Source organism: Mesorhizobium sp. M7A.F.Ca.ET.027.02.1.1 (assembly GCF_004022985.1).
GTDB lineage: Bacteria > Pseudomonadota > Alphaproteobacteria > Rhizobiales > Rhizobiaceae > Mesorhizobium.
The window spans coordinates 1-20,862 of the sequence record NZ_RZOL01000034.1 but is presented as its reverse complement, the minus strand read 5'-3'; the positions used below and the strand labels follow the sequence as shown (position 1 = coordinate 20,862).

Annotated in this window: 19 protein-coding genes; 4 read left to right on the top strand and 15 right to left on the bottom strand. The window is 63.1% G+C overall.

Translation table 11 applies throughout. The features are described 5' to 3' along the window. Window positions 1-8: 8 nt before the first annotated feature. The 9 genes from EN749_RS06465 to EN749_RS06425 form a co-directional block, all read right to left on the bottom strand. Window positions 9-422 carry a hypothetical protein gene (locus EN749_RS06465; RefSeq protein ID WP_128362787.1) on the bottom strand — a complete coding sequence of 138 codons (414 nt, stop codon included), beginning with the start codon at window positions 420-422 and terminating at the stop codon, window positions 9-11. Between the two features lie 93 nt (window positions 423-515). After that, on the bottom strand, window positions 516-773 hold the full coding sequence (locus EN749_RS06460) for a hypothetical protein (protein ID WP_245491276.1): 258 nt from the start codon (window positions 771-773) through the stop codon (window positions 516-518). 130 nt (window positions 774-903) lie between these two features. Beyond that, window positions 904-1,551, bottom strand: coding sequence for a ThuA domain-containing protein (locus EN749_RS06455; RefSeq protein WP_128362786.1), 648 nt, complete (start codon window positions 1,549-1,551; stop codon window positions 904-906). Between the two features lie 42 nt (window positions 1,552-1,593). Further along, window positions 1,594-2,616, bottom strand: a complete 1,023-nt coding sequence (locus EN749_RS06450) for an LLM class flavin-dependent oxidoreductase (RefSeq protein WP_189367394.1) — start codon at window positions 2,614-2,616, stop codon at window positions 1,594-1,596. 70 nt (window positions 2,617-2,686) lie between these two features. Beyond that, window positions 2,687-3,574 (bottom strand): ABC transporter permease, encoded by an 888-nt coding sequence (locus EN749_RS06445; protein WP_127269149.1) that lies wholly within the window; start codon window positions 3,572-3,574, stop codon window positions 2,687-2,689. Beyond that, the gene (locus tag EN749_RS06440) at window positions 3,571-4,530 is read right to left on the bottom strand and encodes an ABC transporter permease (protein ID WP_127269148.1); all 960 of its coding nucleotides are present in this window, start codon (window positions 4,528-4,530) and stop codon (window positions 3,571-3,573) included. Before EN749_RS06440 ends, EN749_RS06445 begins: the two co-directional genes overlap by 4 nt. A gap of 7 nt (window positions 4,531-4,537) precedes the next feature. Then, window positions 4,538-6,175, bottom strand: coding sequence for an ABC transporter substrate-binding protein (locus tag EN749_RS06435; protein ID WP_128362784.1), 1,638 nt, complete (start codon window positions 6,173-6,175; stop codon window positions 4,538-4,540). Window positions 6,176-6,209: 34 nt separating this feature from the next. Then, window positions 6,210-6,986: a DUF427 domain-containing protein gene (locus tag EN749_RS06430; protein WP_128362783.1), complete on the bottom strand. Its 777-nt coding sequence runs from the start codon at window positions 6,984-6,986 to the stop codon at window positions 6,210-6,212. 21 nt (window positions 6,987-7,007) lie between these two features. Beyond that, window positions 7,008-8,366 carry an LLM class flavin-dependent oxidoreductase gene (locus tag EN749_RS06425; RefSeq protein ID WP_128362782.1) on the bottom strand — a complete coding sequence of 453 codons (1,359 nt, stop codon included), beginning with the start codon at window positions 8,364-8,366 and terminating at the stop codon, window positions 7,008-7,010. Between the two features lie 190 nt (window positions 8,367-8,556). Here EN749_RS06425 and EN749_RS06420 point away from each other — a divergent pair, with 190 nt between their 5' ends. The 4 genes from EN749_RS06420 to EN749_RS06405 all read left to right on the top strand — a co-directional run bounded on the left by EN749_RS06420 (window position 8,557) and on the right by EN749_RS06405 (window position 15,190). Beyond that, a complete protein-coding gene (locus tag EN749_RS06420) occupies window positions 8,557-10,365 on the top strand; it encodes an ABC transporter ATP-binding protein (protein WP_128362781.1) in 1,809 nt (602 codons plus the stop codon). A 256-nt stretch (window positions 10,366-10,621) separates the two neighbouring features. Beyond that, window positions 10,622-11,044, top strand: a complete 423-nt coding sequence (locus tag EN749_RS06415; RefSeq protein ID WP_127320799.1) for a hypothetical protein — start codon at window positions 10,622-10,624, stop codon at window positions 11,042-11,044. Between the two features lie 391 nt (window positions 11,045-11,435). Continuing rightward, a complete protein-coding gene (locus tag EN749_RS06410) occupies window positions 11,436-13,298 on the top strand; it encodes an ABC transporter ATP-binding protein (RefSeq protein WP_128362780.1) in 1,863 nt (620 codons plus the stop codon). Then, window positions 13,298-15,190, top strand: a complete 1,893-nt coding sequence (locus EN749_RS06405) for an ABC transporter ATP-binding protein (protein WP_128362793.1) — start codon at window positions 13,298-13,300, stop codon at window positions 15,188-15,190. Before EN749_RS06410 ends, EN749_RS06405 begins: the two co-directional genes overlap by 1 nt. 19 nt (window positions 15,191-15,209) lie before the next feature. Here EN749_RS06405 and EN749_RS06400 read toward each other — a convergent pair whose 3' ends face one another. The 6 genes from EN749_RS06400 to EN749_RS06375 form a co-directional block, all read right to left on the bottom strand. Continuing rightward, window positions 15,210-15,992, bottom strand: coding sequence for an ABC transporter ATP-binding protein (locus EN749_RS06400; protein WP_127269920.1), 783 nt, complete (start codon window positions 15,990-15,992; stop codon window positions 15,210-15,212). A gap of 10 nt (window positions 15,993-16,002) precedes the next feature. Next, window positions 16,003-16,770 (bottom strand): ABC transporter permease, encoded by a 768-nt coding sequence (locus tag EN749_RS06395; RefSeq protein ID WP_189367392.1) that lies wholly within the window; start codon window positions 16,768-16,770, stop codon window positions 16,003-16,005. Window positions 16,771-16,870: 100 nt separating this feature from the next. Further along, window positions 16,871-17,878, bottom strand: a complete 1,008-nt coding sequence (locus EN749_RS06390; RefSeq protein ID WP_128362791.1) for an ABC transporter substrate-binding protein — start codon at window positions 17,876-17,878, stop codon at window positions 16,871-16,873. Window positions 17,879-18,078: 200 nt separating this feature from the next. Next, entirely contained in the window at window positions 18,079-19,377 is a 1,299-nt protein-coding gene (locus EN749_RS06385) for a hypothetical protein (protein ID WP_128362779.1), read from the bottom strand. Window positions 19,378-19,483: 106 nt separating this feature from the next. Beyond that, window positions 19,484-20,215: a histidine utilization repressor gene (gene hutC / locus EN749_RS06380; protein ID WP_013530484.1), complete on the bottom strand. Its 732-nt coding sequence runs from the start codon at window positions 20,213-20,215 to the stop codon at window positions 19,484-19,486. Between the two features lie 32 nt (window positions 20,216-20,247). Next, window positions 20,248-20,862, bottom strand: a 615-nt coding sequence (locus tag EN749_RS06375) for a zinc-binding dehydrogenase (protein ID WP_145990885.1), incomplete at its 5' end; no start/stop codon positions are given.

The window sequence follows — 20,862 nt, the reverse complement described above, 5'->3', positions numbered from 1 at the left end:
GCCAGCCGCTAGGAAGGCAGCGAAGTCAGCCATTCTTCCCAAAATTCCTGCTGCATATGGACGAAAACCGGAACCACGTCGACGCCATCATCAAATATGTCGACCAGATCGCTCTCTTGCGGAAATCGCCCCGTCTTCACCTTGCAGGCTATCAATCCGTGACTTTTCTCCATCACGGTATTTTCCGGATAAACATTGGCGCTTGCTCCGTAACAGAAGGGTAGCAGGCCATCGACTTCGAGTGCCTGACGGATTTGGAACAGAGCCTCGAAAAAGTCTTCCTCTTCTGCCTCGATCACCTTGTCCCGATAACTGCATTTCAGATTGCAGGCAGCGCCGTTCACGTGCAGCGTGAACACAGCTTGCTCGTCGTCACCAACGGAACCTGCGCCGATCAGAAAAACAGTACGCTGATGGTCCATCTCATCCCCCTCGCCATGTGACGGGATGGTAGTACAACAACGGCCGCTTTTCCAGCATGGCAGGGATTGGGACGGCCGCACTCCCTCCCGTCGTCATCCGCTGGCCGGGCGTCCCGCCGCAAAGGCAAGGTCCCGCCGAATGGCGTCCAATTTGTCTTGCGCCAGACCGGCAAGCAGCTTTTCATCGAGGTAGCCTGCTCGGATGAGATGAGCGAAGACATAAAGGAGCTGCGAATAGCGGTAGTCGAACGTCCGATCGATATCCCGCCGCTGTTCACGCAAATAGGCTTCCAGCTCCCACATCTGGGAGGGAACCGTCACCGCACTGGCCTTGCTCTTGAATTCGGCCATCGTCTTTGCGAGGGCCGCCTCAAGAGCCTTATCGAAGGCGTGGCGGGCGCGGACCAACTGAAATCGTTCATTGGATATCTCCGTAGATGTCCTGTGAATTCCACCAGATTTTCACGAACTTCGCCTGCTGCTACCCCCGCGCCGCCCAAAGCAAACCCCGCTCCACCATCAGCGCCATTTCCGGCACCGCGAACTCATCCGCAGTGTGACCAAGGGAACTGTAGAAAACCTTCCCCGCCCCATAGCGCCGTTTCCAGACGACCGGCATGACGACGCCGCCTATCCCAGGAAAATGCGCGTCGGTGAAGGTGGTGGTCGCCAGCACTTCGTTGCTCGGGTCGACATGCATGTAATACTGCTCCGACCGGTAGGCGAAATCGCTGATGCCCGATGTGATCGGCTCGTCCGGCCTGGTGATCGCGACAGTATAGTCAATGATATTGCCGGGGTGCGCCACCCATTGGCCGCCGGTCATGAACTGATAGTCGGGCTCGTTGCGGAAACTGTCGCCCATCGTGCCGTGGAAACCGCCGAGCCCGCTTCCCCCGCGAACGGCAAGCGTAAGGTTCTGCAACTCGGCCTTTTCGATCGTCGACATCGTGATGACGGGCACGATGAGATCGAAGGAAGCAAGCTCCGGATCGGCGAACATCGCGGTGCCCTCGCCGAGCGTGACGTCGAACCCGTTGCGTTCAAGCAGGTTGCGAACGATCTTCGCGCTCTGCTCCGGCGTGTGGCCCTCCCAGCCGCCCCAAGCGATCAAGGCCTTCTTTGGCATGGTGTCCCTCCCTTGGAGCACTCCGCTTCGATCTATCTGGCGTCAGCGCCAGCCCAGCGCCGGCGCGACATGGGTCAGGATCGCCTCGATGACATGCGCATTGTAGTCGACGCCGAGCTGGTTCGGAACGGTGAGCAGCAGCGTGTCGGCCTCGGCGATTGCCTCGTCCTGCGCCAATTCCTTGATCAGCACATCCGGCTCGGCCGCATAGCTGCGCCCGAAGATCGCCTTGGTGTTCTCCTCGATGAAGCCGATCTGGTCGCGGCCCTCATTGCCGCGGCCGAAATAAGCACGGTCGCGATCGTCGACCAGCGCGAAGATGCTGCGGCTGACCGAGACGCGCGGCTCGCGACTGTGACCGGCCGCTTTCCAGGCTTCGCGGTAGATGCGGATCTGCTCGGCCTGCTGGATGTGGAACGGCTTGCCGCTCTCGTCGAATTTGAGCGTCGAGCTCTGCAGGTTCATGCCGAGCTTGGCCGCCCATTCCGACGTGGCGTTGGTGGCAGCACCCCACCAGATCCGCTCGCGTAAACCCTCCGAATGCGGCTCGAGGCGCAAGAGGCCGGGCGGGTTGGGGAACATTGGACGTGGATTGGGCTGGGCGAACCCCTCGCCCCGCAGCGTCTCGAGGAAGACCTCGGCATGATGCCGCGCCATGTCGGCGTCGCTCTGGCCTTCCGGCGGCGCATAGCCGAAATGGCGCCAGCCATCGATCACCTGCTCGGGCGAGCCGCGGCTGATGCCGAGCTGCAGGCGGCCGCCGGCGATGATGTCGGCAGCACCGGCGTCCTCGGCCATGTAGAGCGGGTTCTCGTAGCGCATGTCGATGACGGCGGTGCCGATCTCGATGCGGCTGGTCTTGGCTCCGACGGCTGCCAGCAGCGGGAACGGCGAAGCGAGCTGGCGGGCGAAATGATGCACACGGAAATAGGCCCCATCCGCCCCCAGTTGCTCGGCGGCGATCGCCAGCTCGATGGATTGCAAAAGCGCGTCCGATGCCGAGCGCACTTGCGATTGCGACGAGGGCGTCCAGTGCCCGAACGACAGGAAACCGATTTTCTTCATAGCCATGCGATATAAGGATGCGCGTCAGGCTTCAATGCAAAAGAGATTTTTCGACGCGCCCAATCCAGGCTCATGCATCGCTATTTTCAAACGCGCCGATGCCTTGCGCGATCAGGTTGGTCGCCATGACCAGTGAGACGATTGCCGCGGAATTGAAGACGACGACCCACCATTTGCCGCCGGTCAGGAAGCCATAGCCGTCGGCGACAGCCAGTCCCCAGTCGGCCGATGGCGGCTGGATGCCGAGGCCGAGAAAGCTCAGCGTCGCGATCGAAAAGAACGCGTAGCCCAGCCTTGTGACCAGCTCGATCAAGATCGTTTCCCTGATGTTGGGCAGTATCTCCAGAAACATGATGGCGAGCGGGCCCTCGCCGCCAAGCCGCGCAGCGCTGACATAGTCGCGCTCCTTCTGCTCGCGCACGGCGGCGCGGACGGTGCGCGCCACCAGCGGCGCGTAGGCGATGCCGATCACCAGGATGACCGTTACATTGGACGGGCCGATGGCCACCAGCGTCATGGTGACGAGAACGATGAACGGAAACGCCATCAGCGTATCGAGCAGCCGCGCGCCGATGGCATCGACCAGGCCGTCGAAATAGCCGAGCACCAACCCGATGATGCTGCCGGCGGCGACACCGGCCAGCGTCGCCAGCGGCGCAACCAGCAGGATGTCGCGCGATCCGACGACTATGCGGGACAGCACGTCGCGGCCGAGCTGATCGGTCCCGAACCAGTGCAGCGCGTCGGGCGGCGTCAGCATCGCCAGGAAATCCTCGGCATAGGGATCGTAGGGAACGAAGAGGTTGCCTGCTATGGCGCACACGACCCAGAACAGAAGCAGCAGCGATCCGACCACGACCGACGGCGGCAATCCGGCGAAAGCACTGCGTATCCGGCGCACTGCCGGAAAGCCGGCCACGGAGCGCGGTGGTGCGGGAAACTCCGCCAGATCTGTCATGGCGAGGTCCGGCGGCGTTGCCGCGGATCGAGCAGCGCCAGTACGAGGTCGCCGGCCGCCGCCGACAGCACGAAGATTGCCGCCATCACCAGCACCCCGGCCTCGAGCATCGGGAAATCGCGTGCCTTGGCCGCATTCAGAACCAGATTGCCAAGCCCCTGGATGCCGAACAGCGCCTCGATCACCACCAGCCCGCCAAGCATGTAGCCGGTCTGCGTCGCCAGCACCGCGATGGTCGGCGTCAGCGCGTTGCGCAGCACGTGCCGAAAGATGATCTCGCGCCGCTCGAGCCCTTTCAGGACGGCGGTGCGCGTATAATCGGCGGCCATTGCCTCGATCACCCCTGCCCGCGTCATCCGGGCGATGTAGCCGGCAAGGTTCAGCACCAGCGGCAGCGCCGGCAGGATCAGATAATAGCCATGCGTCCAGAAGCCCGCGCCATCGGGCGCAACACCGGAGATCGGGAACCAGTTCAGCCACAGGCCGAAAACGATGAGCAGCATCAGGCCAGAAACGAAATCAGGCACAATGCCGAAGGAGACGCCTGCCATCACGATCAGCCGGTCGATCAAGCGGCCCGCATTGAGACCCGCAACGACGCCGGCACCAACGCCAAGCGGAATGAGAAAAATCAGAATAATGCCGGCAAGGGCGGCGGAGCGCTTGAGGCTTTCCAGCACGAAGGGCGCCACCGGCCCGCGCATCGACAGCGAGGTGCCGAAGTCACCGGTGACGGCCTTGCTGAACCAGAGCCAGTACTGGACGAGAACCGGCTGATCGGCGCCCAGCCGCTTGTTCAGTTCCGCCACCGCCTGCGCATCGGCAAAAGGCCCGAGCATCACACGGCCGACATCGCCGGGCAGGACCTGCCCGGCGAAGAACACCAGGATGCTGACCAGCCACAGCGTGAGGACAAGTGTGCCCAGACGCGCTGACAGAATGCGACCGGTCAGCATGTCGCGATCATGCCTGGACGAAGGAAACGCGGTCGAGCAGCAGATGCGAGATCGCGGTGAAGCGCACGCCCTCGACCTTCGAGCTGACGATCCGGCTGTATTGCGAGAAGTAGCTGATGATCGCCGGCGTCTCGTCAAGCAGCAAGGTCTGGATCTTGCCGGCAACGAGGCGCTGTGCCTGCAGATCACGCGCCTTAGAGTAGTCGAGCAGCAGCGCATCATAGGCCGGGTTGTTGAAATGCGCCGCGTTCCAAGCTCCCGAACTCTTCAGCGTGGCGTTGAGGAAGATGTCGGGCGTGCCGCGATGGCCGTAGTCGGTGATGCCGAGCACCGAATCCAGCCAGGGCGAGCTACCGAAGGTCGCCGAGCCGTAATAGGCGTCCTGCGGCAGGACGTTGAGCTTGACGTCGATGCCGGCCTTCCTGGCGAAGTTCTGGATGATCACCGCATAGTCGGGAATGTCATAGGCGAGTTCGGTGGTCAGCGTCACCTCGAAGCCGTTCGGCACGCCCGCCTCACCAAGCAGGCGCTTGGCTTCCGCAATGTCCTGCTTGCGCTGTGGCACAGACGGATCGGCGGAAGGGAAGATCGGCGCGAACGGGGTGTCGTTGCCGACGATGGCACGGCCCTTGAGCAGGCCCTTGACCACCGCCTCGCGATCGATGGTGAGCGCCAGCGCGCGGCGGATGCGCTTGTCGGTGAACGGCGCCTGGTCGGTTCTGAGATGCACCTGATCATGCGAGCTTGCCTGCACGCTCAGCAGCTTGAAATTGGGATTGCCCTCGATCGCCAGCTCCAGGCGCGTCGTGCTCGGGATGACGTCGAGCTGGCCGGCCTGCAGCGCCAGCACCTGCGCCTGCTCGTCGTCGAAAAACTTGATCTCGACCCGGTCGGGCAGCGCCTTGTCGCCCCAGTAGTCTTCATTGCGAACGAAGCTGGCGCCTTGCTTGGGACGAAAGGATTCCAGCTTGAACGGACCCGTGCCGTTGAAATTCTTCTCGAAATCGCCGGCATAGTCGGCCGGCAGGATGACGGCGTTGTAGACGTCTGAGGAGACATAGAAGGGGAAGTTGCTGTTTGGGCCATCGAGGTCGAAGGCGACGGTTTCGTCATCGACCAGCTTGGCGCCGCCCTTGGACAGGATGCCCTTGTAGGCCGACAACGCCGACGAGCCGCTGGCCGGATCGACCAGCCGCTCGAAGCTCGCCACAACATCCCTAGCGGTGACCGCGCGGCCATTGTGGAATTTCACCCCTGGCCGCAATTTGAAGGTCCAGCGACTGGCCGTCTCGTTTGCTTCCCAGGACAGAGCCAGCTTCGGCTGCAGACCATCCTTCGGATCGTCGAGGATCAGATACTCGCCGACCTGGCTGATCACCCCGATGCTGGCCGGATCGGTGACCGAAACCGGATCGATCGCCTTGGTCGGCTGGCCGAGCCCGACGCGAACCGTGCCGCCGGCAGCGGCCGCGGCGCGCGCACCTCCAAGCCCCTGCGAGGCGGCAAAGCCGGTCAAGCCGAGCAGTGCTGCATATTTCAGGAGATCGCGGCGTTTGAGAAAGCCGCCCTGATATTCATCGACGGCGACATTCCAGATGTCCCCCGACAGGTTGCGAACTGCGTCGATATCTCTGCGTTTGGTCATGTCAAACCCCTGCTCTGAAATGAAGATTGAAAACCTATGCGACGGGTTCGCCGTCGAGATGGATGCGGTCGACGGCCTGCGGATAGAAGGCGATGAGGCCCTTGATCTTGGGTATTTCCTCTATGGGATCCCGGTAGCTCCAGGCGATGTCAGGGCGCACCGAGCCGTCGCTCAGCAGGCCGGACCAATAGGAGGCGATGCCCTTGTAAGGACATCGCGTCGTTGTGACGGACGCCGTCAGCCGCTCCAGCCGGATGTCTTCCGCGGGCAGATAAAAACGCGTTGGCAGATGCGTCTCTAAAAGCAGAACCGGGCGGTGGCTGTCGGCGATCGGCTCGCCGTCGAACCAGACCTGCACATGGCTGGAGCTCTGCAGCACATCGATGCGTGCGTAGGGATCGCGGGCGTGGACGAAGACTTCCTCTTCCTCCTCGAACCATTGGTCGACGGCTTTCCAGGTGAAGGCGATGCGGCCGGCCAGAGGCGCCAGGTTTTCATCCGGTGGCGACACGAACGCCCAGGCCGCGTTGGCGCTGCGCCTGTCACCGCTGTCGATATCCCAATAGGCGGTTTCGCCACCGACCGGGTGCGGTTCGCGATGCAGTGAGGGTCTCAGCACCGACGGGTCGACCGCTGACGGCGGGAAGAAATAGATCGGCAGGAAATGGTTGGAGCGCAGCACGAGCACGTTGCGGCTGTCGGCGATGGTGCGGCCGCCGAACTTGACGCGCACGCGCTTGGGGCTGTGCAGGACATTGACGAGCTGCGGCGCGGTGGCTTCGCGGGGCTGCAATCTTGGTGCAACGGTCATGATCGTTCTCCCGGCCTGACGTCAGGACACCGCGCGCGCATTGTCGCGTTGTTCGGCGAAGCGATTGGCTGGCCGCGCCAGGCCGAACCGGTCGCGCAGCGTTCCCGGCGCGTATTCGGTCGGGAATACGCCGCGGCGCTGCAGCTCCGGCACCACCTGTTCGGCGAAATTCACCCAGTCCTCCGGCAGCAGCGGGAACATCAGGTTGAAGCCGTCGGCGGCACCGGAAACGAACCAGTCCTGCAACTGGTCGGCGATCTGCACCGGCGTGCCGGCGACCGTCGGCACCGAACCGCTGTTGGCGAGCTTGCGGGCGATCTCGCGCAGGCTGAGATTCTGCTTCGCCCACTGCTTGACCCGGTTAAGCGAGGTGCGCCCGCCATTGAAGGTGCTTTCGTCCGGCAGCGGCGGCAGCGGCCCGTCCGGCGGGAACACCGACAGGTCCAGCCCGCTCCAGCTCGACAGAAGGTCGATGCCGACCTGGTCGGGCAGCAAGGTCTGCAGATATTCCTGCTTTTCCCGGCCTTCCGCTTCGGAGGCGGCGACAACAGGCAGGATACCGGGCAGGATCTTGAAGCTCTCCGGCCGCCTGCCGTGGCGGGCGAGACGCTCGTTGATGTCCTGCCGGTATTTGATGCCATCCTCCTTGGTGCTGTAGATGGCGAAGTGCGCATCGGCCTGGGCGGTGGCGAAGTTCTTGCCGTCCTCGGACGAGCCGGCCTGGACGATCAGCGGATGGCCTTGCGGCGGCCGCGAGACGTTGAGCGGGCCGCGCACCTTGAAGTGCTTGCCCTTGTGATCGATGGGATGGACCTTGTCGGGATCGGCGAAATAGCCCGACGCCTTGTCGATCAGCAGCGCCTCGTCTTCCCAGCTGTCCCACAGCGCTTTGACGATATCGAGGAATTCGGCCGCACGCTCGTAGCGGAACGCATGTTCGATATTGCCGTCGCGGCCGAAATTGCGCGCCTCCTCGTCCATCGCCGAGGTGACGACGTTCCACGACGCCCTGCCCTTGCTGATGTGGTCGAGCGAGGCGAACATGCGCGCCACATTGTAGGGCTCGCTGTAGGAACTCGATGCCGTGGTGATCAGGCCGATATGCTTGGTCACGCCCGCCAGCGCCGAGAGCAGCGTCAGCGGTTCGAGGCGCGCATTGGCGTAGTGGGCGACGCCGCTCTTGACCGAATCCCAAATCGAAACGTGGTCGGCGACGAAGATGGTGTCGATCCTGGCGCGCTCGGCCGCCTGCACGAGATCGCGGTAGAATTCGAAGTCCAGCACCTCCCGTTCCGGCGCCCTGGGATGGCGCCACGACATCCGGTGATCGCCCTGCGGGTTGAAGAAGAATGCGCTGAGGATCATGTGGTCTCGAGCCATGACGGCCTCCTTCCAGATCTGCTCCGGAGACCGTCGCGCTGCCTCGGCAGACGGCGACAATCTCTCCTGAGGCATGAAAGGTAGATTGCGCTTCGGCTTAATCCGAGTAATTTTATAGAGATAATGCACTCCGAAAGCGGAAGCGATTGCCCTCGATGGCAGCGCTCGAAGAAAGTGGTTTCAAGTCTCCATGTCCTCCTCGGTTCTGAACGTAGACCAGCTGTCCGTCGCCTATGACGGGCGCAAGGGATCGCATCCCGCCGTCAGCGGCGTGTCGCTGCACATAAGCCAAGGCGAGGCGCTCGGCTTGGTCGGCGAGTCAGGATCGGGCAAAAGCTCTGTGGCGCTCGCCATCCTGCGTTATCTGCCGAAGAACGCCCGTATCGCGGCCTCAGCGCTTGAATTCCAGGGCCGCGAAATCCGCGACCTTTCCGCCGAGCAACTCCGCCGGCTCAGGGGAAATCATATCGCCGCCGTCTACCAGCATCCGGGCGCGGCGCTCAATCCAAGCATGACGATCGGCCGGCAGATCACCGAGACGATCATGCGGCACCGCCCGGTTCGCCTCGACGAGGCGCGCGAGCGTGCGGCCGAACTGCTCGGCCGGGTCCGCGTCAGCCATCCGGAGCGTGTGCTGGATCTCTATCCGCACGAACTCTCCGGCGGCATGCAGCAGCGCGCAAACATCGCCATCGCGATTGCGCTCGACCCGTCGCTGCTGGTGCTGGATGAGCCGACGACGGCGCTCGACGCCAGCGTCCAGTCCGAGATCATCGCCATCCTCTCCGACCTGCGCAAGGATCACAAAACCAGTATCCTGCTGATCAGCCACGACATCCACATGATCCGCCGCTCCTGCGACCGGGTGGCGGTGATGCAGGCGGGAACCGTGGTCGAAAGCGGCGTTGCGGGAGATGTCTTCGACAACCCCTCTCACGCCTACACCAAGGCGCTCATCGCCTCGATCCCGGCGCTCAACTACACCAAGCGGGACGGAAGACTGGCGGAGCCGGACGTCATGCCAGCGCACCCCACAGCGCAAGGCGAAGACGCCGGCTTGCCAAAAGAACGCCGGATCGCGATCGCCTGCAAAGGCATCAGCCATGTCTTCGGCAGCCAGCCAGTGCTGCACGGCATCGATCTCGACATCGGCCAGGGCGAAACCTTCGGGCTGATCGGCGAGTCCGGTTCGGGCAAGTCGACCCTGGCACGCATCGTCACCGGCCTGCAGATGCCCAATGCCGGATCGGTCGAGCTGTTCGGCAGGACGGTCGCGCCGCGCGTCGAGAAGAGAAACCTTGCCGAACGCCGCGACGTGCAGATGGTCTTCCAGTCGCCGGATCGCACGCTCAACCCGCGCCAGCGGATCGGTCGCATCCTCGGCCGTCCGCTGCGCCGGCTCGCCGGTCTGCGCCGCAGCGAGGTGAGAGCCCGCGTCAGCGACCTGCTGGCCTCGGTCCGCCTCGCCGGTGTCACGGCCGAGCAGAAATCGCGCTCGCTGTCCGGCGGCCAGCGGCAGCGGGCGGCGATCGCGCGCGCCTTCGCCGGCGTGCCGAAGGTCGTCGTGCTCGATGAACCGACCTCCGCGCTCGACGTCTCCGTCCAGGCGACCGTTCTCAACCTGCTCAACGACCTGCAGCACGACAAGGACACGACCTATCTGTTCATCAGCCACGACCTCAGGGTGGTGCGCTACATGGCCGACAGGATCGGCGTGCTCTATCGCGGACGCCTGGTCGAAACCGGCACATCCGACCAGATTTTTCGCGGCCCCAACCACCCCTATACGGCACTACTTCTGGCGGCATCTTCCGATGAGGCCGAGCCGAAACTATCCGCTCCAGCCGAGATCGAGGCAGCCGGTGTCCCGAACACCGGATGCGCCTTCGCCGATCGCTGCCCCCTGGTCCTGCCCGACTGCAGAAAGGCAGAACCATCAGCCATAGAGGTTGCGGCTGGCCACCGGATCGCCTGCTGGCGGCACGGCCAGGGTTTTTGAGCGGCTCAACAGCAGTCCGAAGGTCCGCAGCAACTCGGTTTCAGCGGCAGGCAGGTCGTCCGATGCATGGAACCTCTCCGACGGCTGGCGAGGCGGTGCAACATTGTCATGGCGTGCTGATTTGCCGACACTGGAAGCCCGGAGTTCCTGGTGCCCGCGCTGGGCCTGGGTGTTTCCTCGCATACAAATATATTCGTTCATGCTAATATATTGTGGTCATGCACATTCGTTCGTGACGAACATGTGGGAGGATGCAATGAAAACCATAAATCGCAGGTCTGCAATTGCTCTCGGTGTGACGGCTGCCGCGATAACGCCTCTGTTCACCCTGGCGGCGTCCGCGAAGGTCAAGAAATACGGCCCGAAGGAAGGCAAGGAGATTGCGCCCGGTGTCAGGGTGGTTGAGGTCAGCACCGGCGACTCCGACATTCCCGCCTACAAGAGCATCGCAATCGTCGACGTGGTGTTCCAGCCCGGCGCACACGCGCCTCAGATGGTGATGGACAATGACATGGTCTGCACCATTACTTCAGGCGCGTTCACGATCAAGAAAGCCGACAAGGAATTCAAGCTCAAGGAAGGCGACATGTACACCTGCGCCAAGGGCAAGACCGACGAGGCGACGAATACAAGCAAGGAGGTCGGCGTGCATCGTATCGCCGTCCTGATACCTGCCTAGAGCATGATGCCGAAAAGTGTGAAGCGGTTTTCGGACAACATCTTGCTCTATCTCTTTGATTTAGAGACGGATTCAGATTTCAGCTCGATTCGACCTGAAATCATCCGGCTCTAGCAGACCGGATTCCGGCCGGATGGAAGATCGCACGCCGTCCGGCCGTCGCTTGCGTACAGCCGGATGCTGGCCTCGTCCGGCCAACGCCCTTCAGCAAGAGGATTCCGTCGCTGGTGCCAGCCGGATCGCAGTCGCATGCTCGCTTTCCGTTCAGGCACAGTGCGATACCGGAATTGGCTCTTGAACGGCCAAGTCGGACACGCGTAACATCGCGCCATCTGAATTGAGTCTGCTTTATTAGTCCGGACTAACCTCCGGATTGGTTTGGATATTTCCCTTGAACACGCAAGCAATCGGCGGCGCGCCGGAGCGCGGCAAATCGTTTGCCCATGTGGCGGAAGCCTCCTGGGGCAAGGGCCTCAGCACCTTGCTCCGCATCGTGCGCATGACGCTGCGCCATCCCTGGCAGGTCGCCATCACCATCGTCTCGACCTTTATTGCCGCGACCTTGCAGCTTTTCATTCCCCGCCTGCTGGGCCGCGCCATCGACCAGGCGCAGGGCGTCATGGCCGCGGGTGCCGGCGCTGCCGCGGAACAGGCGCTGTGGAATACGGCGCTGACGCTGCTCGTTGTCTCGATCCTGCGCGGCCTCTTCACAATGGCGCAGAACTACTATGGCGAGGCCGTCGGCCACCGCACCGGCTATGAACTGCGCCTGGCTTTCTACGAGAAGATCCAGCGCCTGAGCTTCGCCTACCACGACAGGGTCCACACCGGCGATCTCATCACGCTCGGCCTGCTCGATCTCGACGGCGTGCGCATGTTCTTTTCCACTGGCATTTTGCGCGTGGTGCTGCTCGGCGTGCTGATCGGCGTCGGCGCCTATCTCCTGATCAGCACCGATCCCATGCTCGGGCTGCTCAGCCTGAGTTTCGTGCCCTTCGTCGCCTGGCGGTCCTCGGTCACCCAGCTCAAACTGCGCAGCACCTGGCTGACGTTGCAGGAGCGCCTCTCGGTGCTGAGCCGGGTGATGGATGAGAACCTCGGCGGTATCCGTGTCGTGCGCGCTTTCGCAGCGCAGCGGCATGAGCTGGAAAAATTCGATCGCGCCAAGCGCGATGCACTGGACCTCGCCAATCAGCGCGTCGACATCCGCGTCGCCAACACCAGCGCCATGAACTTCTCGTTCCTGGCTGCCATGGGGCTGGTCCTGTGGTTCGGCGGTCAGAAGGTGATCGCAGGCCAGATCAGCGTCGGCACGCTGGCGCAGTTCCTCACCTTCATGACCATCCTGCAGATGCCGGTGCGCCAGCTCGGGCTGATGGTCAATTCCTTCGCCCGCGCCTCGACCTGCGGCACCCGCCTGTTCGAACTGCTCGACGCCGAACTCGACATCGAGGACGCGCCCGGCGCCAGGGATCTCGTCGTCAGCGACGGCGTGCTGCGCTTCGACAATGTCGGCTTTCGCTATGAGGGCGCGGGCGGCCGGTCGACACTGTCCGGCATCTCCTTCGAGGCCTGGTCTGGCGAGACCATCGGCATTGTCGGCCCACCGGGCAGCGGCAAGTCGACCATCGCGCATCTGATCCCGCGTTTCTACGACGTCACTTCGGGTTCGATCACCATCGACGGCCAGGACATTCGTGAGGTGACGCTGAAATCGCTGCGCAAGGCCGTTGGCGTCGTGCAGCAGGATGCGTTCCTGTTCACCACCTCGATCGAGAACAACATCGCCTATGGCAATCCCTGGGCGCGCGAGACCCGCATCGGGCAGGCAGCCGAGTACGCCCAGCTGCACAATTACATCATGGGCCTCCCGGCCGGTTACACCACGGTTGTCGGCGAGCGCGGCGCGTCGCTTTCCGGTGGCCAGCGGCAGCGCCTGACCATCGCCCGTAGCCTGATGCTGCGGCCATCGGTGCTGGTCTTCGACGATTCGACCGCGGCAATAGATGCCGGTACCGAACAGCGCATCCGGGCGGCGATGAAGCGCTTCGCCAGGGACCGCGTCACGCTCATCATCTCGCACCGGCTGAGCTCGCTGATGCATGCCGACCAGATCCTGTTCGTCGAGGGCGGCCGGATCGTCGAGCGCGGCACGCACGAGGAACTGCTGGCGCTCGGTGGCCGCTATCGCGCGCTCTACGATTTGCAGCTGCGGCCGGACGATGAGCGGCCTGTCGTGGCGGGAGCCGCATGATGTCGACACAGGCCGACGACGACAAGGAAGATACCAGCCGCCGGCCGACAAGGGCTGTCGTGGGCTCGCATCGCGACGAGGAAGAAGTCTTCGGCAAGGCCTACGACCCGCGCATCGTCAGGCGCATCTGGAGCTTCGTGAGACCGTATCAGAGCCGGATCTTCATCTCGGTCGCCGCAGTGCTGGTGTTCACGCTGACGCAATTGGCGATCCCGCTGGTCATCCGCTACGCCATCGACCACGGCATGACGGCGGGCAGGCTCGACCAGCCGGTGATGATCGCAGCGATCATCACTTTCGCCGTCATCATCCTGGTCAACTATGCCGCCTCCTATGTGCAGGAAAGCGTCGTCGGCAAAGTGGCCGAGAACGTGCTCTCCGACCTGCGCCGGGCCATGTTCAGCCATCTGCAGCGTGTCTCGTTGAGCTTCATGGACAAGACCGAGGTCGGGCGGCTGATGTCGCGCCTGCAGGGCGACGTCAATTCGATGCAGGAATTCCTCGAAACGTCGGTCATGTCGGTGGGCGACATCGTGCTGCTGTTCGGCATCGTCAGCGTGCTTTTGTGGCTGGATTTCCGGCTCGGGCTGCTGACGCTGTCGACCATGCCGGTGCTGTTCATCGTGCGCCTGTGCTGGCTGCCGCGCGCCAAGGTCGCTTTCATGGCCGCGCATGAGACCAACTCGATCGCCAACGGTGCGCTGGCGGAAGGCATCCATGGCGTGCGCACCGTGCAGAGCCTGGAGCGCCAGCACGTCAATTTCGACCTCTATGACGAGAAGGTGCTGGCCAATCTCAATGCCCATCTGACCTCGGCGAAATACGCGCAGGTGATGGTGCCGATCGTCGATACGCTGACCGGCATCGCCATGGCGACCGTCATCGTCGTCGGCGGTTCGATGGTGCTGTCGCACAGCCTCGACATCGGCGTCATGGTGGCGTTCCTGTTCTACATCCAGCGCTTCTTCGACCCGATCCGCTCGCTGACCATGCAATACAGCGTCATGCAGCGCGCCATGGCTTCGGGCCAGCGCATCTCCGAAGTGCTCGACGTGCCGGTCGACGTCAGCGACAGGCAAGGCGCGGTGACGCTGTCGCGCGACATGGACGGCTCGGTCGAGTTCAGGAACGTCACCTTCGGCTATAGGCCGAACCAGCCGGTGCTGAAGAACATCTCCTTTCGCGTCAATCCGGGCGAGACCGTGGCCCTTGTCGGCCCTACCGGATCGGGCAAGTCCAGCTCTATGGCGCTGGTGCACCGCTTTTACGATGTCTGGTCGGGCGAGGTTCTGGTCGGCGGCCATGATGTGCGTGACCTGACCCAGGATTCGCTCGGCGATCAGGTGGCGATGGTTCTGCAGGAGCCGTTCCTGTTCTCCGGCTCGGTGCTGGAAAACATCCGCTACCACAAGACATCAGCCAGCCGCGAAGAGGTGGTGCGCGCCGCACAGGCCGTCGGCGCGCACGACTTCATCGAGAACCTGCCCGATGGCTACGATACCGAACTCGAGCAGCGCGGCGGCAATCTCTCGCTCGGCCAGCGCCAGCTGATCAGTTTTGCGCGCGCGCTGGTGGCGGATGCAAAGATCCTGGTGCTCGACGAAGCCACGGCCAGCATCGATTCCTACACCGAAATGCTGATCCAGAAGGCGCTGATCACGCTGCTGGAAGGCCGCACCGGGCTGGTCATCGCCCACCGTCTTGCCACCATCCGCGGCGCCGACCGCATCATCGTGCTGCAGAACGGCGAGATCGTCGAAAGCGGCAACCACGACCAATTGATGGGCCGAAAAGGCCTCTACGCCCGCCTCTACAACATGAACTACGCCTCGTTCGACGACATTTCGGAAGGCGAGCTGGAGTTGGATGCGGCGGTCGGCAAGGCGACGTGATTGGGCCTACCACAGGCGCCTACGCCATTTCGGGGCGTTTTGAACCCTCGCGGATGGCCTTGTGCACGCCGCGCTGCAGATCCATGAATGCAGGGCTTTCCATCACCTCTTCGCGGCGCGGGCGCTCGATATCGACGTTGAAGGTCTGCGTGATGCGTCCTGGGCCGATCCCCATGACGACGATGCGGTCCGACAGATAGACGGCCTCCTCCACATCATGAGTGACAAACAGGACGGTCAACCTGTGTTCCTCCCAGATCTGGGTCAGCAGTTCCTGCATCTGATGCCGGGTCAAGGCATCGAGCGCGCCGAATGGCTCGTCCATCAACAGCATCTTGGGCCGGTAGGAAAGCGCGCGCGCAATGGCGACGCGCTGTTTCATGCCGCCCGAGAGTTCGGCCGGATAGCGGTCGGCGCTGTCGGACAGCTTGACGAGTTCGAGATGCTCCAGCGCGATCCTGCGGCAGGTCGGGCGATCGTAACCGGCGGCCTTAAGGGCAAATTCGATGTTCTGCCGCGCCGTCAGCCAGGGAAGCAGCGTGTAGGACTGGAAGACGACGCCACGGTCGAGACCCGGCTGCAGGATCGGCGCGCCATCGATGCTGAGATCGCCGGCGTCGAAGTCCTGCAGTCCGGCCACGATCGACAGCAGCGTGCTCTTGCCGCAGCCCGACGTGCCGACCAGGGAGACAAACTCGTTGTCGGCAAGATCGAGATTGATGTCGCGCAGCACTTCCGTGCGCCGCTCGCCGGTGCCGAAGCTCTTGTGGAGACCGGCGATCCGCAATTTGGGGGGGCTCATCGGCTGGACCTCATTGCGAGCGGCCCTCTTGCTTGAACAGCACCTTTTCCAGCGCCTTCATCACCTGGTCGGTGATGAGGCCGAGCAGGCCGAGCAGCAGGATGTAGCCGATGATCGTGTTTGTCTGGAAATAGCGCTGCGACACGGTGATGCGATAGCCGAGCCCCGAAGTCGCGGCGACAAGTTCGGCCAGCACCAGCCAGGTCCATGCCCAGCCGAGGCTGATGCGCAGCGTATCCCAGATGCCCGGCAAGGCGCTGGGAACGACGATGCGCGTCAGGATCTTGCGATCCGGCAAGCCGAGTGTACGCCCAAGGCCAATGAAATCGGCTGGAACCCGTTTCACATTGTCCATGATCATCAGCACCTGCTGGAAGAAGGTGCCGATGAAGATGATCAGGAACTTCTGCGAATCTCCGGTGCCCGCCCAAAGGATGGAGAGCGGCACGAAAGCGACGACCGGCATGTAGCGGATGAAATCCACCAGCGGCTCGATGGCCGCTTCCCAGGAACGGAAACTGCCGATCAGCACGCCGATCGGTATCGATAGGGCCGAGGCGATGAGGAAGCCGATGGAGATACGGTACATCGAGGCTTTGAGGTCCAGCCACAACGTGCCGTCGGCGGCGAGCTTGGCGATCTGCGTCGCGACGCTGCCCGGCGACGGCAGGAAGATCGGCTTTACCAACCCCAGTCCGGTCGCCGCCCACCAGGCAAGGCCGAGCCCGACGAACACGGCCACCGCGATGATCAGGAAGCGCGACCTGGCGATGGGCACGCCGATCCCGGAGGATCGGCGGCGCCTCGCCGGTTTCGTGACCGGTCCTGCCGCCGGTCGCTCCCGGGGCATCTGTGTCACCACCGCGATCCGGCCTTCGTCATTCCGCTGCCTTGACGAAGGCCGGGTCGATCATCTGCTCCGGCGTCACATCGGCCTGCAGCAGCTTGGCGTTCTTGGCGGCGGCTTCGACATCGGCGAAGGTCTTGGTGGTGAAGTCGCCTGTCAGCGCCGTCTTGTTTTCGGCGAGTGAGAAGTAGCGTACGCCGTCAAAGGCGGTGTTGAGGTCCTTGACGTCCGAACCGACGGCCTTGGCGATGATGGCGCGTCCACCGGGCGTGTCGGCATTGTAGTCCTTGAGCGCCGCGTCCCAGCTCTTGATCATGGCCAGCACCTGGCCGGGCCGCGACTTGATCACCTCGTCACGCACCACCAGCACGTCGCTGATCAGGCCGGGATCCTCGCCGGCGGTGAACAGCAGCTTGAGGTCCTTGTTCTGCGCCATGGCGACGGTGAGGTACGGTTCATAGGTCACCGCGACCGGCACCTGGCCGGCGATCAAGGCGCTGCCGGCGTCGGACGCCGGCATCGGAACCGGCTTCACATCGTCGATCGACATGCCGTTCCTGGCGAGCGCGTATTTGAGCAGGATGTCGCTCGTCGTGCCTTCCTCGAAGGCCACCTGCTTGCCCTTGAGGTCCGCGATGGAGGTGACGTCCTTGCCGGCGATGATGGCGTCGGCGGTCATGGAGACGTCGAGCAGCAGCACGATCTTCACCGGCAGGCCGGCCGCAACCATGCCCATCGCCGTGTGGGTCGCGATGTTGGCGGCGTCGAGCTGGCCGCTTGCAAGTGCTGCGTTGATGTCCTTGTCCTCGGCGAAATTGACGATCTGGACGTCGCTCAGCCCGTTTGTCTTGAACAGGCCCTTGGCCTCGGCGACATGCCATTGGCCATAGCCAAGCCAGGGCTCGATGCCGATCTTGAACGCTCCTGCCTCGGGCGTGGTGGGAATGGCCGCGTCGGCTGCGTAGGCTGCCGGGGCGGTGGCCAGCCCGATGGCGGCGGCCATCACGAGCGCGCGAAATTGTCCTGTTAGGTTACGCATCATCTTTGTTCCCCTTGATGATCAGACCGCTTTTTCTAACCCAGGCAGCCGGTCTGGTGAGACTGCGGGTTTCTGCTCTTGCGGCACTGTGCCTCGGCGTCTTACCTGCCACTTCATGGTGAAGTGCGAGGATATTTCAGCGTCAGCGGGAGCGGATGTCAAGGCTAAAATACATACATGCATATACAAGTTGGAAAGACTCAATTTTCACGCTTTTCCGGATCGATCCGATCGAGGAAACCCGTCACCCGATCGGCTCCGGCAACGGGTTCGCTGCCGACCATGACCGCGACTGAGAAGGCAATGAGGGAGGAGACCCGCGTATGGCTGCGCGCGCCGGCCCGCAGGTTCATGACCAGCGTCGGCGACAGGAAAAGACCGGCCCGCAGCACCGCGCGCCAATCGGCCGGCAGCATGCCGCGCCGTTTGAGCTCCAGCAGCAATGGCCGCCACAGCGCTGTCGCCTTGACCTCCAGCAGGTCGCGGCGGACGGGGCTCAGGTCCCAGTCCGTGTCGACATGGAGCAGATTTCCGTCCAGCCGCGCCTGGGCGCGAAAAGCCTCTGTCGCGGTCGCCGGATCATAGAGCCAGAACGGATGGGCAAAGATGTTGTGGAACGTCGCCTTCACCTCCGCCAGCAGCGTCGGGATATGCGAGCCGGCAAAGGCGGGATCGAAGAAGGACAGTTCCGCCCTCCCCGCCTTAGCCGTGTACCAAACATTGGCGTTGTGGGCGTCGCCATGCGCGACCACGCCGCCGGCATCGGCAAGCCGGTCGGGCCGCAAGCGCACCGCGGCGGCATCGAAAAGCTCACCGACGCTGTGGGTGTACTGCTGGCCGTTGATGACGAATTTCAGCCGGGAAAACCGATCCCAATCCAGCTCGGCACCGGGAAAGACGAACGGCTTGCCGACATAGAAATCGGCCAGCCGGCCGCCTGGCGACAAGCGTGTGTTTGCATCGATCAGCCGCTCATGAAACAGCCTGTGGATCGGCTCCGCCGAGACCTCCGCGACAGTCACCGGATGCAGCGTCTCGAGATAGACCTTGAGCAGCCTGGCCGACAGGTCGCGCTCGGCAAGAACGGCTTCTTGCCGCTTGCCGGCATCGTCCTGCCCATCCAGCGCGAACAGCACATCCGAAAATCTCGGATCCGTGCGGCGGCGGTAGACAAGGATCTGCTCGCCGGGCTGCGCCGACATGTGTATGGGTTGGTCGACCGGCAGGCCGGCGCGCGACAGAATCTCGGCGCGGTAATACTCGCCCGTCATCGCCTCCTCCCGCTCCTCCTGATGGAACTTGAAGAAGTAGGCCTTGCCGTCGTCTTCGAAGAAGCCGTTCAGGGAATTGAGGCTGTATTTGTCGAAGTTGATGCGCACATTGCGGGGACTCATCGCGAACAGGTCGCCCAGCAATGCCGCCAGCGCGCTTTGTGCTTCGGCAACATCATGCTGCGCGAATGCCCGGATCTGCGCCGTGCGACTCGGTGTCTGCGTCATCTGTTGTCCTTCTTGGCCCGTCCATTCGAGAGCGAAAGTGTTCTCGTCAGAACATGTATATACATTGACAACGAAACCGCTCCGACTTGCATTCGTCCTGCTTCCGTTAGCTGCTTTTTGAAGGGGAATAGCGGCTGCCGAGCGAGTAGCGGCTGCCGGCATAAGTCAGCTTGCTGATGGTGGCCACCACCGCGCCTGTCCATGTCCGGCGGTGCAGGAAAAGGCAGCAGGCGCCGACATCGATGCCCAGATGCCGCGCCGTCTCGGCGTCGGCCGGGATCGCCGAGATGATATGCTCGACTTCGGTCACCGGGGTTTTCTGCATGAGATAGTCGTAGGTCGCCGTCTTCGAAAAATCCTGCTTGTCGTAATCGGGAATGAGGCTCGGATTGACGAAGCGCTCTTCCAGCTGCACCGGCAGATCATTCTCGAAATTGACGACGACGGAATGATAGATCGAGACGCGCTTTGGAAACTCGAACGACAGCGCCAGCTCCTTTGTCGGCATGATGGTTTCGAGGACGAGGACTTCGGAACGATGCCTGTTGCCGCGCTCGACGATCTCGGCTGCGATGTTGTTGATCTCGATCAGCGTCGATTGCGGCCGCGGCGGCGCGATGAAGGTTCCCACACCTTGCAGGCGGATCAGGAACCCGGCCGAGGTCAACTCTCTGAGCGCCCGGTGAACCGTCATCCGCGACACGCCAAGCGACGCCACCAACTCGTTCTCGGACGGCAGCTTGCGATCCTTGCCCCACCGGCCCGTTCCGATGTTCGCCAGGATGTAGTCCTTCACCTTCTCGTAAAGAGGGCTGGCCGTGTCGGGCAAAGTGATCATTTCAAAAGTCCTTTCCGGCGATTCATCGGAAATCACGACTGCTCGACAGGTTGCCGCATGCGGATGATTGTTTTCAAGCCGTCGCTGTGTCCCGCCAACAGCCGCTCGTAGGCAGCCGGAATGTCATCCAGGCCGATCTCCTGGTCGATCAGCGCCAACAGCGGTTCGCTGAGTTCACCTAGCATCCGCACCGCCTCGGGCAGCTCATCGGCAAAGGCGTGGCATCCCAGCAAGCCGATTTCGCGTTCGACCAGCGTATTGGGATCAATGTCGAGGCGGCCATGGAAGATGCCCACCATGGCGATCGTGCCGCCGGAATCGACAACGCCAAGCAACTGGTTGAGCGCCGCGACGCTGCCGGTCGCCTCAATGGCCGCGAGCAGCGGGGCATTGGCGGTTGCGGCGGCAACGGCATCTCGGTTCAGATCGACGATCCTGGCACCCGTCACCTGCGACACGCGGGCGCTGCGAGCTTGGTTGCGGTCGGCGACAAGCACGGTGCCGGCGAAGGTTCGCGACAGCAATAGCGCGGCAAGACCGCCGATCGGCCCGCAGCCGACGACCAGCACCGAGCCGGCCGTTTTCGGCAGGCGCCGCACCGCGTGCAGCGCCACCGCCAGCGGCTCGGCCCTCGCCGCGACCCGCTC